Source organism: Streptomyces vilmorinianum, from assembly GCF_005517195.1.
Lineage (GTDB): Bacteria > Actinomycetota > Actinomycetes > Streptomycetales > Streptomycetaceae > Streptomyces > Streptomyces vilmorinianum.
Map to the genome: position 1 here is coordinate 3,169,414 of NZ_CP040244.1, position 13,234 is coordinate 3,182,647.

The 13,234-nt window shown below is 71.0% G+C and carries 14 protein-coding genes; 7 read left to right on the forward strand and 7 right to left on the reverse strand.

The genetic code is table 11. The annotated features are described in order from the left end of the window. Window positions 1-62 precede the first annotated feature (62 nt). Complete coding sequence (locus FDM97_RS14875; protein ID WP_254705595.1) at window positions 63-680, reverse strand: DUF305 domain-containing protein; 618 nt, start codon at window positions 678-680, stop codon at window positions 63-65. A gap of 154 nt (window positions 681-834) precedes the next feature. Here FDM97_RS14875 and FDM97_RS14880 point away from each other — a divergent pair, with 154 nt between their 5' ends. Continuing rightward, on the forward strand, window positions 835-2,364 hold the full coding sequence (locus FDM97_RS14880) for an LVIVD repeat-containing protein (RefSeq protein ID WP_137990891.1): 1,530 nt from the start codon (window positions 835-837) through the stop codon (window positions 2,362-2,364). On the opposite strand, the gene FDM97_RS14885 is transcribed toward FDM97_RS14880, so the two are convergent. From FDM97_RS14885 to FDM97_RS14900, 4 genes are all read right to left on the reverse strand, one after another. Next, window positions 2,331-3,014, reverse strand: coding sequence for a TetR/AcrR family transcriptional regulator (locus tag FDM97_RS14885; RefSeq protein ID WP_137990892.1), 684 nt, complete (start codon window positions 3,012-3,014; stop codon window positions 2,331-2,333). The two genes, FDM97_RS14880 and FDM97_RS14885, sit on opposite strands and share 34 nt — an antisense overlap. Window positions 3,015-3,143: 129 nt before the next feature. Beyond that, the gene (locus FDM97_RS14890; protein ID WP_137990893.1) at window positions 3,144-3,821 is read right to left on the reverse strand and encodes a phosphatase PAP2 family protein; all 678 of its coding nucleotides are present in this window, start codon (window positions 3,819-3,821) and stop codon (window positions 3,144-3,146) included. Window positions 3,822-3,866: 45 nt separating this feature from the next. Beyond that, window positions 3,867-4,802 carry a M56 family metallopeptidase gene (locus tag FDM97_RS14895; RefSeq protein ID WP_137990894.1) on the reverse strand — a complete coding sequence of 312 codons (936 nt, stop codon included), beginning with the start codon at window positions 4,800-4,802 and terminating at the stop codon, window positions 3,867-3,869. A gap of 105 nt (window positions 4,803-4,907) precedes the next feature. After that, a complete protein-coding gene (locus FDM97_RS14900; protein WP_137990895.1) occupies window positions 4,908-5,534 on the reverse strand; it encodes a DUF5134 domain-containing protein in 627 nt (208 codons plus the stop codon). 144 nt (window positions 5,535-5,678) lie between these two features. Here FDM97_RS14900 and FDM97_RS14905 point away from each other — a divergent pair, with 144 nt between their 5' ends. Further along, the gene (locus FDM97_RS14905; RefSeq protein ID WP_137990896.1) at window positions 5,679-6,230 is read left to right on the forward strand and encodes a GNAT family N-acetyltransferase; all 552 of its coding nucleotides are present in this window, start codon (window positions 5,679-5,681) and stop codon (window positions 6,228-6,230) included. A 28-nt stretch (window positions 6,231-6,258) separates the two neighbouring features. On the opposite strand, the gene FDM97_RS14910 is transcribed toward FDM97_RS14905, so the two are convergent. After that, complete coding sequence (locus FDM97_RS14910) at window positions 6,259-6,942, reverse strand: glycerophosphodiester phosphodiesterase (protein WP_137990897.1); 684 nt, start codon at window positions 6,940-6,942, stop codon at window positions 6,259-6,261. 144 nt (window positions 6,943-7,086) lie between these two features. Next, entirely contained in the window at window positions 7,087-7,692 is a 606-nt protein-coding gene (locus FDM97_RS14915) for a helix-turn-helix transcriptional regulator (protein ID WP_432816216.1), read from the reverse strand. A gap of 42 nt (window positions 7,693-7,734) precedes the next feature. Here FDM97_RS14915 and FDM97_RS14920 point away from each other — a divergent pair, with 42 nt between their 5' ends. From FDM97_RS14920 to FDM97_RS14940, 5 genes are all read left to right on the forward strand, one after another. Then, a complete protein-coding gene (locus FDM97_RS14920; protein ID WP_137990898.1) occupies window positions 7,735-8,871 on the forward strand; it encodes an LLM class flavin-dependent oxidoreductase in 1,137 nt (378 codons plus the stop codon). Beyond that, window positions 8,868-9,851, forward strand: coding sequence for an alpha/beta hydrolase (locus FDM97_RS14925; RefSeq protein ID WP_137990899.1), 984 nt, complete (start codon window positions 8,868-8,870; stop codon window positions 9,849-9,851). The genes FDM97_RS14920 and FDM97_RS14925 overlap by 4 nt, the downstream gene beginning before the upstream one ends. An 80-nt stretch (window positions 9,852-9,931) precedes the next feature. Then, window positions 9,932-11,338: a DUF6421 family protein gene (locus FDM97_RS14930; protein WP_137990900.1), complete on the forward strand. Its 1,407-nt coding sequence runs from the start codon at window positions 9,932-9,934 to the stop codon at window positions 11,336-11,338. 29 nt (window positions 11,339-11,367) lie between these two features. Then, window positions 11,368-12,126 carry an SDR family oxidoreductase gene (locus tag FDM97_RS14935; RefSeq protein WP_137990901.1) on the forward strand — a complete coding sequence of 253 codons (759 nt, stop codon included), beginning with the start codon at window positions 11,368-11,370 and terminating at the stop codon, window positions 12,124-12,126. Next, window positions 12,105-13,202: a threonine aldolase family protein gene (locus tag FDM97_RS14940; protein WP_254705596.1), complete on the forward strand. Its 1,098-nt coding sequence runs from the start codon at window positions 12,105-12,107 to the stop codon at window positions 13,200-13,202. Before FDM97_RS14935 ends, FDM97_RS14940 begins: the two co-directional genes overlap by 22 nt. Window positions 13,203-13,234: the final 32 nt, after the last annotated feature.

The following is a 13,234-nucleotide window of genomic DNA, read 5'->3' on the forward strand; positions in this document are numbered from 1 at the left end:
GGCGTACGACAGCCCCGGGCCGACAGCCCCGGGCCGACAGGACCGCACAGACGGCCGGCGCCCTACATCGACCGCATCCGGTTGATCTCCGCGGTCTGCTGCGCGATCACGTCGTTCGCCATCTCCTCCACCAGCACGTTGTTCCCCTGCCCCAGCACCTCGGCCGCCATCGTCACCGCCCCCTCGTGGTGGGTGATCATCAGCGTCAGGAACAGCTCGTCGAACGCCTCGCCCTTCGCGTTCCTCAGCTCGGCCAACTGCTCCTCGCTCGCCATGCCCGGCATCGTGTGGTGGTCGTGACCGCTCTGCTCGCGCGGACCGCCGTTGCTTTTCAGCCAACCCTCCATCGCACCGATCTCCGGCTGCTGGGCCGCCGTGATCCGGTCCGCCAACTTCTTGACCTGATCCGATCCGGCCCGGTCCGGAACGAGCGCGGTCATCGTCAGCGCCTGCCGGTGGTGCACGATCATCATCTGCGTGTACGTGAAGTCCGCGGCGTTGGGCTTGTCGTCGGGCAGCAGCTTCGACGCCTCGGCCGGCGATATCCTCCGGGCCGGTTCACCCGGCTTGCCCGGCGCCACCACCGCCGGACCCGTGGACCCCTTGCTCTGCGGCACGTCCCCGTCCGGGCTCGACTCACAGGCGGACAGCGCCAGTACGGCGACGCCGCTCAGCGCCACGGCGACAGTTCCACGGATACGTCGGTTCAACAACACGACCTCCAGAGGTACTTGATTACGTCTGTGTTGCCATCTGTTGAGATGTGCACGCTAAGGACGATACTGCCGGGGTCCATCAACCGTTCGACTACGAACGGATACAAGGGAGGACGGAGTGACTTCGTTGCGTACCACGCGTACCCCGCGCGCACGGATCAGAGGTCTGGGTGTGGCGACCGCCGCGGCCGGACTGCTCGTCAGCCTGCTCGCCGCCGGTCCCGCGGCCGCCACACCCGACCCGGGTGACACCACCGCGCAGGGCACCGCGACCTCGGAACAGGCGGCCGAAGCCCGGTCCGCCATCCAGAGCGGCGAGATACCCGGCGTGGACGAGATCGTCCACAGCGCCAACATCAAGCACCTTGTGAACATCCCCAAGGACGCGCTCAAGGGCACCAATTCGGACCTCGCGTTCCAGGGGAACTACGCCTTCGCGGGCAACTACGACGGCTTCCGCATCTTCGACATCAGCAACCCGCGGGACCCGAAGACGGTCGCCCAGGTCCTGTGCCCGGGCTCGCAGAACGACATCTCCGTCTCCGGCAACCTCGTCTTCCTCTCCACGGACTCCTCCCGCAGCGACAACTCCTGTGCCAGCGTCAGCCAGCCGGCCACGGAGAAGTCCTCCTGGGAGGGCATGAAGATCTTCGACATCAGCGACATCACCAACCCGAAGTACGTCGCGGCCGTCGAGACCGCCTGCGGCTCGCACACCCACACGCTGGTGCCCAAGGACGACGACGTGTACGTGTACGTCTCCTCGTACTCGCCGCGCGTCGAGTTCCCCGACTGCCAGCCCCCGCACGACGGCATCTCGGTCATCAAGGTGCCCCGGGACGAGCCCGAGAAGTCCGCGATCGTCAACTTCCCCGTCCTGTTCCCGGGCGAGGGACCCGACGGCGGCGGCAACCCCGGCGCGCCCACCAACCCGGGCGTCTCCAAGACGACCGGCTGCCACGACATCACCGTGCTGCCGGGCAAGGACCTCGCGGCCGGTGCCTGCATGGGTGACGGCATCCTCTTCGACATCGAGGACCCGGAGCACCCGAGGGTCATCGACCAGATCCAGGACAACGTCAACTTCGCGTTCTGGCACTCGGCGACCTTCAACCAGAAGGCCAACAAGGTCGTCTTCACCGACGAACTCGGCGGCGGCTCCGGCGCGACCTGCAACGAGGCCGTCGGACCCAACCGCGGCGCCGACGGCATCTACGACATCGTCGGCAAGGGAAAGAACCGCAAGCTGGTCTTCCGCAGCTACTTCAAGATCCCCCGCCACCAGGCGAACACCGAGAACTGCGTCGCCCACAACGGCTCGCTGATCCCCGTCAAGGGCAAGGACCTCATGGTCCAGGCCTGGTACCAGGGCGGCGTCTCCGTCTGGGACTTCACCGACTCCGCCAAGCCGAAGGAGATCGCCTACTTCGAGCGCGGTCCGCTCTCCACCAGCCAGATCAGCACGGGCGGTTCGTGGTCCGCGTACTACTACAACGGCTACATCTACTCGAACGACATCGCGAAGGGCTTCGACGTGCTGAAGCTCGACGACCCGCGTACGGACCCGGCGAAGCGCATCCGGATGGACGCGCTCAACGTCCAGACACAGCCGAACTACTTCGAGGACTTCGCCGGCCTCGACGACTGACGCGGCACCCGGTCAGGTGACACCGAGGCCGTGAACGGCATGCCGTCGGGCGGACCCCCGTCCGGCGGCATGCCCTGCTCCCAGTCGAGCCCGTACCGCTGGAACAGCTCCGCCCGCAACCGGGCCACCGGCATCGGCGCCCCCGGCAGCAGCACCGCCACGACGGCTCCCATCAGCAGGGCCCGCAGCAGCGGATAATCCGCGTCCACCTGCGTGGAGCCGTACCGCGTCACGGTGTCCCGCAGCAGGGCCGCCAGCCGCTGCTGCTCGGGACACTGCACGAACCCCTCGGCCTGCAGGATGCCCGCCATGTGCGTCCGCATGAGCACCGGACGCTCCACCGCGAGGCCCAGAATCGCGTCGATGGCCCGCGCCATCCGCTCGCGTCCGTCCTCCGTCCGCGGCTCGCGCTCCAGCGCCTCCTCCAGTGTGAGGTGCATCAGCCGGTGCACCGCCGACTGCAGCAGCTGCCGCTTGCCGGGGAAGTAGTACGAGATCAGCCCCCGCGCCGAACCGGCCCGCTCGGCGATGTCCCCCAGCGTCGTCGCCTCGTAACCACGCTCCGAGACGAGTTCGACCGTCGCCTGGAGCAGCCGCTCGCGAGAGCGCCGTCGAAGCTCTTCATTGACCGATGCGCTACGCGGGGACATGCTGGACTCCTGCGTTGACTGGCTCGCAGCCAATATACTCAGCGCAGTCTGCTGTCACGCCTTCGTGGCTGGTCAGCGGGTTTGCCGTCTGTTCTGGGCGACGCGGGGGATCGTCCAGGACAGACGGCTTCACTGCGCCTCTCCCATTCTCCTCCGGTCCTGGTCCGGTGGAGCCGCCCGGCCGCCGCCGTGCCCGTACCGGCGATAGGTGATGATCGACACAGCCGCGAGGCACCAGCCGAGCAGCCAGCCGGCCACCACGTCCGACAGCCAGTGCACCCCCAGGTAGACCCGGGTCCACCCGACACCGAGCACGGACACCACGGCCGTCACCGCGATCAGGCTCCAGCCCCGCCGGACGTCCGGCCAGTGCAGGGCGAGCACCCAGAGCAGGAGCCCGCAGCTCAGCGCCGCCGTCAGGGCGTGCCCGGAGGGGAAGGCCGCGTACCGCGCCGAGTCGACCGGATCGGGCCAGCCCGGCCGCCCACGGCCGACCGCCGCCTTCATCCCCTGCTGCACACCCGCCGCCACCAGACTCGCCACCACGACCCACACGGCGAGCCGGCGCTCGCGCCGCCACCACAACGTCACCACCGCGACGGCGATCAGCGCCCGCATCGTCCACGGGTCCCAGACCCAGTCGCTCAGGATCCGGTTGAGCTGAGTGAACCCCGGCTCGGCGACGGCGCTGCGGTGCAGCGCGTCGGCGACCGAACGGTCCAGGGAGAGGAGCGGGGGCCAGCCCACGGCCACGAGGACGAGCAGCAGCACGGCCAGAGCACCGGAGACCACGGCGGAGGAGCGCATGGGCCGATCTTCCCCGACCCGTCGGCCGCCACGCCCCGTTCCGCGTTATCCGAGCGCCCTCAGCGCGGGGACGAAGGCCACGAGGACCGGCACGACGGGCGCCAGCGCCGCCGTCGCCGTCAGTCGCAGCCGCCGCCCGGCGGTGAGCCGCGGCGCGGCCGTGAGCAGGCGGTTGACGCGCTGCGGAAGATCCGTGTCGGGCGCGGAGCCGGGCCCGAACACCCCGCGCTCCTCGTTCAGTTCCACCAGCGCCAGCGCGATCGTCAGCCGCCCGAACCGCCGCGAGGCGACATCGTCGGCCGCCAGCTCGACCAGCCGGTGCATCTCGCCCCGGAACGCCGCGAAGACAGGGATCCCCGGGAACCCGCCCGCCAGCGCCCCCGAGCAGTGCAGCAGCCAGTCGTGGCGCGCCCGGGCGTGTCCCTGCTCGTGCGCGAGCACCGCGTCGAGCTGACGCCCCTTCAACCGGCGCAGCGCCGCCGTCGTGATGACCAGCTGGGGCGCGGTCCCCGGCAGCCACCAGGCATCCGGACGCTCGCCCTCGAGGACGACCAGCCGCTCGCCGCCCGGCTCCTCGCCGGGCAACAGCGGGGAACGGACGAGCAGTTCACTGCGGCGCTGCCGTCGGCGCGCCCGCGCCCTGCTGATCTCCCGGGTGAGCATCGCGCCGGTCCACAGGCCGCCGCAGGCGAGGACCACCGCGAGCACGGCCGACCACGGCTGGTTGCTGCCCAGTTCGTACGCCTCGATCACCCCGCGTGGCGCGGGCGCGAAGATCTGGCCCCGTACCGCCTGCCAGGCCGCCGCCGCACTGAACGTCATGGACAGCGCGAAACTCAGCAGCACCGCCGCCACCACGCACTGCCATACCCAGAGCGCCACCACGGGCTCACGTTCCGCCCAGTCGGCCCGCGACAGCAGCCGCGGGGCCACGACGGCGGTCAGTACGCCGAGCGCGAGCAACGCGAGGGAGACCAACATGCCGTCCAGCCTATGAGTCCCGTACTACTCGGGGGTATGGCCTCGCGCGGCAAGTGACGTACGCCACGGTTTCACCTGCGGTGCCCAGGAGCCCGCCCGTGAGCGTCACAGGGTCACGAGCATCGCCAGCATCGCGAGCGCCATCGACAGCCGGCACACCCGCGCGAACTCGGGCCGCGTGGCCCACGCCGACGCCCGCGCCGACGCCGACGCCGACGCTCGCGCCGACGTCGTCGCCGGACCGCCGGCCGTCGCCGGACCCCCCGCCGTCACCGCCACCGGGACCAGCCGCGCCCCCGAGCGCAGCACGTACGCGGCGTAGTACGCGAGCAGCGCACCCGTCACGAGCGGCACACCGCCGGTGCCACCGGCCCCGTGCCCCCCGTGCGCTCCCTGCGCTCCTGACGCCGGGACCGCCATCGCCACCGCCATGTAGACCATCGCGAGCGAGCCCACCAGATGGTGCAGATGGTGTCCGCCGCGCCGCGCCGCCGCCAGCGCCCGCAGCGCCGCCACCCCGAACACCGCCGCGTACACGGCCCACGACCAGGCGGGCGGTGTCAGCACCGCGGCGGGCAGCGCCATCGCCGCCATGCCGAAACCCATTACGGCCTCGCTCGCCGCGGCTCTGCGCTCCTCACCGTCACACCGGCGCATCCGCAGCAGGCAGTACACCCCGCTCGCCGCGCACAGCGTCAGCAACAGCCAGGCCGACAGCGCCGGTCCGTGCACGGCACACCTCCCGTGGTCTCCCTCCGGGTCGATGCCCGCGCCCGGTCCTGCGTACGCGAGCGCACAGGCGTACAAGGGGGAGCACAGGACAGGGGCGTTACGCTCGGGGGGATCGTCAGCGCCCCGAGGGGAGACCCGAACAGCATGGACACCGCCACATCCCAGGACACCGGCCGTATCGCGTACCGAGACGCGGTCGAGGACGACGTGCCCGTCCTCGTCCCGCTCGTCGAGTCGGCCTACCGCGGCGACGCCAGCCGGGCCGGCTGGACCACCGAGGCGGACATCCTGCAGGGGCAGCGGACCGACCCGGAGGGCGTGCGCGCGGTGATCACCACCCCGGGCAGCCGGATGATGGTGGTGGAGCGCGACGGCGAGGTCGTCGCCTGCTGCCAGCTCGAACACCGCGGCGAGGCCGCCTACTTCGGCATGTTCGCGGTCCGTCCCGAGCTCCAGGGCGCGGGCCTGGGACGCCTGATCATCACCGAGGCGGAGCGCCGGGTGCGGGAGATCTGGGGTGTGCGCGAGATGCACATGACGGTGATCTCCGTGCGCGAGGAGCTCATCGCCTGGTACGAGCGGCGCGGCTACCGCCGTACGGGAGAGATGACCCCCTTCCCGTACGGCGACGAGCGCTTCGGCGTCCCGCAGCGGGACGACCTGCAGTTCGAGCTCCTGGTGAAGCCGCTGGCGTGAGGCCCGTGAGGCCCGTGAGGCCTGGGTCTCAGGCCGTGAAGCGTCCGGTGCGGCGGATCTCCGGGTAGTCGGTCGTCGCACCGTCCAGCTCCAGGGCCCGGGCGAGCCGCAGGTGGTCCTGGGTGTTCACCACCCAGCCGATGACCCGCAGACCCTCCTTGTGGGCGTGCTCGACGGTCTCCAGGGTGAGGTTCCGGATGTTCAGGACGAGGGCGCCCGCGCCGACCGCCTTGGCCCGGTCGACGACGTCGGGGCCCCACAGGTCCGCCACGAGCGCGGTACGGACCCCGGGGACCAGCCGCGCGATCTCCGCCAGGGCCTCGTCGTGGAAGGACAGCACCTCGACCCGCCCGGTCAGGTCACGCCGGTTCATCACCTCGGCGAGCGCCTGGGCGGCCGCCACGTCCTTGATCTCGGCCTGGAGCGGGGACCGCACCGCGTCCAGGACCTCCTCGAAGACGGGGACCCGCTCCCCGTCCCCGGCGTCCAGCTCGCGCAGCTCCGCGAGGGTCTTCTCGGCGATCGGGCCGCTGCCGTCGGTGGTCCGGCCGACGTCGGCGTCGTGCATGACGACGAGGGCGCCGTCCTTGCTCAGATGGAGATCCAGCTCGATGACGTCCATGCCGGCCCGCTCGGCGCGGACGAAGGAACGCAGGGTGTTCTCGGGCGCGACGCCCATGACTCCGCGATGACCGATGGTGAGGAAACTCAAGATCTTCTCGCTTCCGTCGATGTCCGGGCCCGGGTCCCTCCGGGCTCCCGGTGCGGCTCGTCGCGCAGCCTAATGAATGCGCCGCAAGAAGGAAGCGCACGCGCCAGGACCCGTCGGAACATGGCGCTCCGCCGCCCCCCCGGGTCATGGCGGCGGCCCGGCGCCCTCCAGGCGGGCCAGGTCCGCCAGCATCGCCTCCGCGAGCTCCAGCTCCGCCAGGTGCTGCCGTACGCTCCAGCGCAGCGCCACCGCCGGATGGCGCCACTGCGCCACGGCCTCCGCCCGGGCCAGCGCGTCCCTGACCTCCTTCAGTTCCCCGCGGGTGCGGGCGATGTGCTCCTCGACCAGCGCGCGCAGCCGCTCGGGCGCGGCGAGATGCCCCAGCCAGACCCGCAGCACCAGAGGGTGCTTGAGCATCACGGCGCCGCCGTCCCCGCCCGCCCAGCCGGCCAGCGCAGCCCGGCCCTCCTCCGTGATCGCGTACCGGCGCTTCGCCCGCGGCTCCTCGGCTCCCGACCGGGCCGACGTCACGTACCCCCGCGACTCCAGCCGGCGCAGCTCCGCGTAGACCTGGCTGATCGCCGGCGAGAAGTAGAAGAAGCGCAACGACGCGTCCGCCCACTTCTTCAGCTCGTAGCCGGTGCGCTCGCCGGGAAAGGAGAGCAGCCCGAGCACCGCCCAGGCGGTCGGCGGCAGATCCTGTTCCGGCTCTTGCCTCTTCACGATGTGACGACTAGTCATATGGCTCATTGAAAGAACAGCAGCGCCCCCACACAACCCCCTGGAGGGCACATGAAGTTCTCCGTGATCTTCGAGGCTCAGCTGGCGGACCCGACCGTGGAACACGAGCACCAGGTCATCCGGGACTGCGTCGAACAGGCCGTCCTGGCCGAGGAGATGGGATTCGACCGGATCTGGGCCGTCGAGCACCACTCCCTGAAGTGGTACGCCCATATGTCCGCCCCCGAGGTCTTCCTCAGCTACGTGGCGGCCAGGACCCACCGCATCCGCATCGGACACGGCGTGGTCTGCATGCCGTTCCACTTCAACCACCCCGCCCGCGTCGCCGAACGCGCCGCCATGCTGGACCTGCTCTCCGGCGGCCGCCTCGACCTCGGCGCCGGTCGGGGTGGCACCGAACAGGAGACCTCGCTGTGCGGGGTCGACCGCGACCGTACGGCGCAGGAGGTCGAGGACGCCCTGCGGATCATCGGCCGGGCCTGGCAGAAGGACGAGCTGGAGTACCGCTCCGAGCTGATCAGGATCGATCCGCATCCGATCCTGCCCCGCCCGAGCCAGACCCCGCACCCCCCGCTCTTCCTCGCCTGCAGCCGCGCCGAGACCCTCACCCAGGCCGCCGAGCTCGGCATCGGCGCGCTCGTGATGGGCTTCGCCGGACCCGAGTCGATCGCCGGGATGCGCCAGGCCTACGACGCCGCCCGCGCGGCGCGCACCGGCGAGCGGTTCGTCTCCACCGTCGTCAACGACCACTTCTCCGTGCTGTGCCCGACGATCGTCCTCGACGACCGCGCCGAGGCGCGGCGCGTCGGCATCCGGGGCCAGCGCTTCTTCGCGCAGGCGATCGGCCACTGGTACGGGGGAGCGGGCATCCCCGACGAAGCGGTCGTGGCCGGCGCGGACGAGGCCGCCGACATGCGCCGGGCGGCCGAGCAGGTCGTGGCGCGCCTCCACGAGCAGCGCATTCCGGTACGGCCCTCCGCCACCGCCACCTTCAACGCCGAGCACGCCTACGGCACCGCCGAGGACGCCATCGCCTACGTCGAACGGCTCCGGGACGCGGGGGCCGACGAGATCATGTGTCTGATCCAGATGGGGACCGTGCCTCAGGAGGCCTGTCTGGAGACCCTGCGCCAGTGGGGCGAGAAGGTCATCCCCCACTTCACCCGCGAGCGGAGGGGCCGCCGGTGAACGACCGGCTCGACCCCGCCGCCCGCCCCTTCGTCGATCTGCTGACCGCCGTCTTCCCCGACATCGGCGGCGCCGTCACCGACCCCGTCGAGGCCCGCCGCGTGCTCGCCGCCGCGCCCGCGCCGCCCGGTGAGCCGCCCGCCGTCGGGCGGGTCGAGGACCGCACGGTCCCCGGCCCGCGGGGCGCCCCGCCCGTGCCCGTACGGATCTACCGGCCGGAAGGGGACCCGGCGCCCCGCCCGACCGTCGTCTTCCTCCACGGTGGCGGCTGGGTGCTCTGCGGCCTGGACACCCATGACCGCACCTGCCGTGCCCTGTGCCGGGAGTCCGGGGCGGTGGTCGTCTCCGTCGGCTACCGGCTCGCCCCCGAGGCCCGCTTCCCCGCACCCGTCGAGGACGCCTACGCCGCACTGCTCTGGGCCGCCGCGCACATCGACGCGCTGGGCGGCGAGCCCACGGCCCTCGTCGTCGCCGGGGACAGCGCGGGAGGCAACCTCGCCGCCGCGGCCGCGCTGCTCGCCCGCGACCGCGGGGGCCCCGCGCTCGCCCGCCAGGTGCTGATCTACCCGGCCACCGACCTGGCCGGCGACCCCGCGTCGTACCGGACCAACGGCCGGGGCTACTACCTCACCACCGCCCACATGCGCTGGTACCGCGACCACTACCTCGGCCCGGACGGGGATCCCCGCCACCCGCTCGCCTCCCCGCTGCGCGCCGAGCTGGCCGGCCTGCCGCCCGCCCATGTGATCACCGCGGGCTGCGACCCGCTGTGTGACGAGGGACGGGCCTTCGCCGCCGCCCTGGCCGAGGCCGGCGTCGCGGTCACCGAGGACCACCATCCGCGGATGTTCCACGGCTTCCTGGCCCTGGCCGAGTACCTCGGCGACGCTGCCCGGGCCCTGCGTGGCGCGGCGGATGCGATTGCCTCAACCGGTCCGGACAGGAAAATTCACGGTGACCATGGGGGTGGCGCAGGATAATTTCTCTTGCTCCTCTTGTCTGGAGGAACCGCAGACGGATACGGTGTCTTGACACGAGGTTCTCCTGTGGAGGAAGAGGAATGACGGAAATTCTTGTGCAGGACGTGACCGGTGGGGGGATATCCACCGCTGCTCCGGTGATCGAACACCCTGCCTGGCCCGAGCTCAAGAATGCCGTGGAGGAGATCCGGCCCTGGCAGCGCAAGGACGGGTCCATCGACTTCGAGGCCGAGGACGCGCCCTCCCGGGCCCTGGCCGAGGCCACGGTCGACCGGATCGTGACCGCGGTCGAGCAGCTCTCCCCGCTGCTCCCGCACGACGCGGCGTACCACCGCGCGCTCGTCGCCGACCTGCGCAAGTGGGCCGAGGGCGGCTTCGAGGTCCCGGACTTCCTGGACTCCCTGATGGTGTTCCACCCCGCCGCCGACCGCGCGGACGGGCTGCAGCGCCTGGTGCTGTTCCCCATGTACACGCAGAACGGCAACCCGGACCGCAACCTGGAAGCCGTCGTGCTGCGCATGGTCTGGCCGGAGTGGCTCTCCGACCTCGAGCGCACCCGCTACGACAACCCCGGCTTCTGCGGCATCACCTTCGAGGACTTCACCGCCGGTTACGACACCAACTCGGCCGTCCTCTTCCCCGAGACCGTCGCCGTGCGCGAGGCGCCGGAGCGCTTCACCTGGGGCGGCATCTTCTGCGACCGCGAGGCCGCCCGCTTCCGCAAGGTCACCGAGGCCACCGTCGACATCCTGGGCATCGAGCTGCCCGAGGACATCGCCACCCTGGTCGGGGACCAGACTCGCTGCGAGCAGGCGTTCGTGCTCTGGGACATGGTCCACGACCGCGCCCACAGCCACGGCGACCTGCCCTTCGACCCCTTCATGATCAAGCAGCGCCAGCCGTTCTGGATGTACGGCCTTGAGGAGCTGCGCTGCGACCTCACCGCCTTCAAGGAGGCCGTGAAGCTCGAGGCCGAGGGCAACGTCCACGGCCGGGACGTGCAGTACGCCGTCCTCTTCGACCGGATGTTCCGCTTCCCCGTCTCCGGCGACCGCAACCGCAACTACGACGGTCTGGGCGGCCAGCTCCTCTTCGCGTACCTCCACAAGCACGACGTGGTGCGCTGGACGGACAACACGCTCAGGATCGACTGGAAGCGTGCCCCGGAGGTCACCAACCAGCTCTGCGCCGAGATCGAGACGCTGTACCGCGAGGGCATCGACCGCCCGAAGCTGGTCCACTGGTTCAAGGCGTACGAGCTCGTCTCCACCTACCTCGCCCCGCACCCCGGCTCCCGCTGGGCCAAGGGTCCCGACGCCCTCGACCTGACGCTGCCGCCGCGCAAGCTCGTCGACGACGTGCTTCCGGACGAGTTTCCGCTCAGCATGTTCTATGAGGCCCTGTCCAAGAAGCTGAAGGACGTGATCGCCTCCACCAAGGGCATCACCGCCGCGAACGCTTCGCGGACCGGGCAGGCTGCCGCGTGAACTCAGTCACGGAGGAGGAGGGGACGACCATGAACGGCAACGGAAACGGCGGGCCGCTTGAGGGCGCCGTCATCGCGGTCGCGGGAGCGGCCGGTCCGGCGGGCCGGGCCACACTGATGCGTCTCGCCGACGCCGGCGCCATCGTCGTCGCCTCGGACGCCGACCCGGCGCGCCTGGCCGAGGCCGTCGACGCCGCCCGGTACGCGCACGGCGGTGCCACGGTCATCGGTGACACGGTCGATCTGCTCGACCTCGCCGCGACCAAGGACTGGGCGGCGAAGACCGAGAAGGAGTTCGGCCGGGTCGACGGGCTGGTCCATCTGGTCGGCGGCTGGCGCGGCAGCGCCTCCTTCACCGAGACCGACCTCAAGGACTGGGACTTCCTGGAGCGGCTCCTCATCCGCACCGTCCAGCACACCTCGATCGCCTTCCACGACGGGCTGCTGCGCAGCGGCCGCGGCCGCTTCGTCCTGGTCAGCCAGGCCGGCGCGCACAAGCCGGTGGCCACCAACGCGGCGTACAACGCGGGCAAGGCCGCGGCCGAGGCCTGGACCCTCGCCATGGCGGACTCGTTCCGCAAGGCGGGGGGCGAGGAGGCCCCGGACGCGGCGGCTGCCATCCTGGTGATCAAGGCACTGGTGCACGACGCCATGCGCGAAGAGCGCCCGAATGCGAAGTTCGCGGGCTTCACCGACGTCAAGGATCTGGCCGACGAGATCGCCGCCGTCTGGGACCGGCCCGCACAGGAAGTGAATGGACAGCGTCTGTGGCTGACCCCCAAGCCGTGAACCCGGCCCTGCCCTCGAAGACCGACGCGCGTCGTCACCACGACCCGTCGGTCCGGGGCTTCGCCAGCGACAACTACGCCGGCGTCCACCCGGAGGTGCTCGCGGCCATCGCCCTCGCCAACGGCGGTCATCAGATCGCCTACGGCGAGGACGAGTACACCGAGCACCTCCAGCGGATCATGCACAGCCACTTCGGGCCGAGCGCCGAGGCCTTCCCGGTCTTCAACGGCACCGGCGCGAACGTCACCGCCCTGCAGGCGCTGACCGACCGCTGGGGCGCGGTCGTCTGCGCCGAGTCCGCGCACATCAACGTGGACGAGGGCGGCGCGCCGGAGCGGATGGGCGGCCTCAAGCTGCTCACCGTGCCGACGCCGGACGGCAAGCTCACGCCCGAGCTCATCGACCGCCAGGCCTGGGGCTGGGAGGACGAGCACCGCGCCATGCCGCAGGTCGTCTCGATCACCCAGAACACCGAGCTGGGCACGGTCTACACCGTGGACGAGATCCGGGCCATCGTGGAGCACGCCCACGCCAAGGGCATGAAGGTGCACCTCGACGGCGCCCGGATAGCCAACGCCGCCGCCTCCCTGAACGTGCCGATGAGGGCGTTCACCAACGCGGTCGGTGTGGACGTCATCTCCTACGGCGGCACCAAGAACGGCATGATGTTCGGCGAGGCCGTCGTCGTGCTCAACCCCGACGCCGTCAGCCACATGAAGCATCTGCGCAAGATGTCGATGCAGCTCGCGTCCAAGATGCGGTTCGTGTCGGTGCAGCTGGAGGCGCTGCTCGCCAAGGACCTGTGGCTGCGCAACGCCCAGCACGCCAACGCGATGGCGCAGCGCCTCGCGGCCGGCGTACGGGCCGTGGACGGGGTGGAGATCCTCTACCCGGTGCAGGCCAACGCGGTCTTCGCGCGGCTGCCGCACGAGGTGAGCACCCGCCTCCAGAAGCGCTTCCGCTTCTACTTCTGGGACGAGGCCGCCGGCGACGTGCGCTGGATGTGCTCCTACGACACCACGGAGGACGACGTCGACGCCTTCCTCCAGGCGCTGAAGGAGGAGATGGCGCGATAGCGCCTCTCGCCCGACCCCATGTGATCGCATAG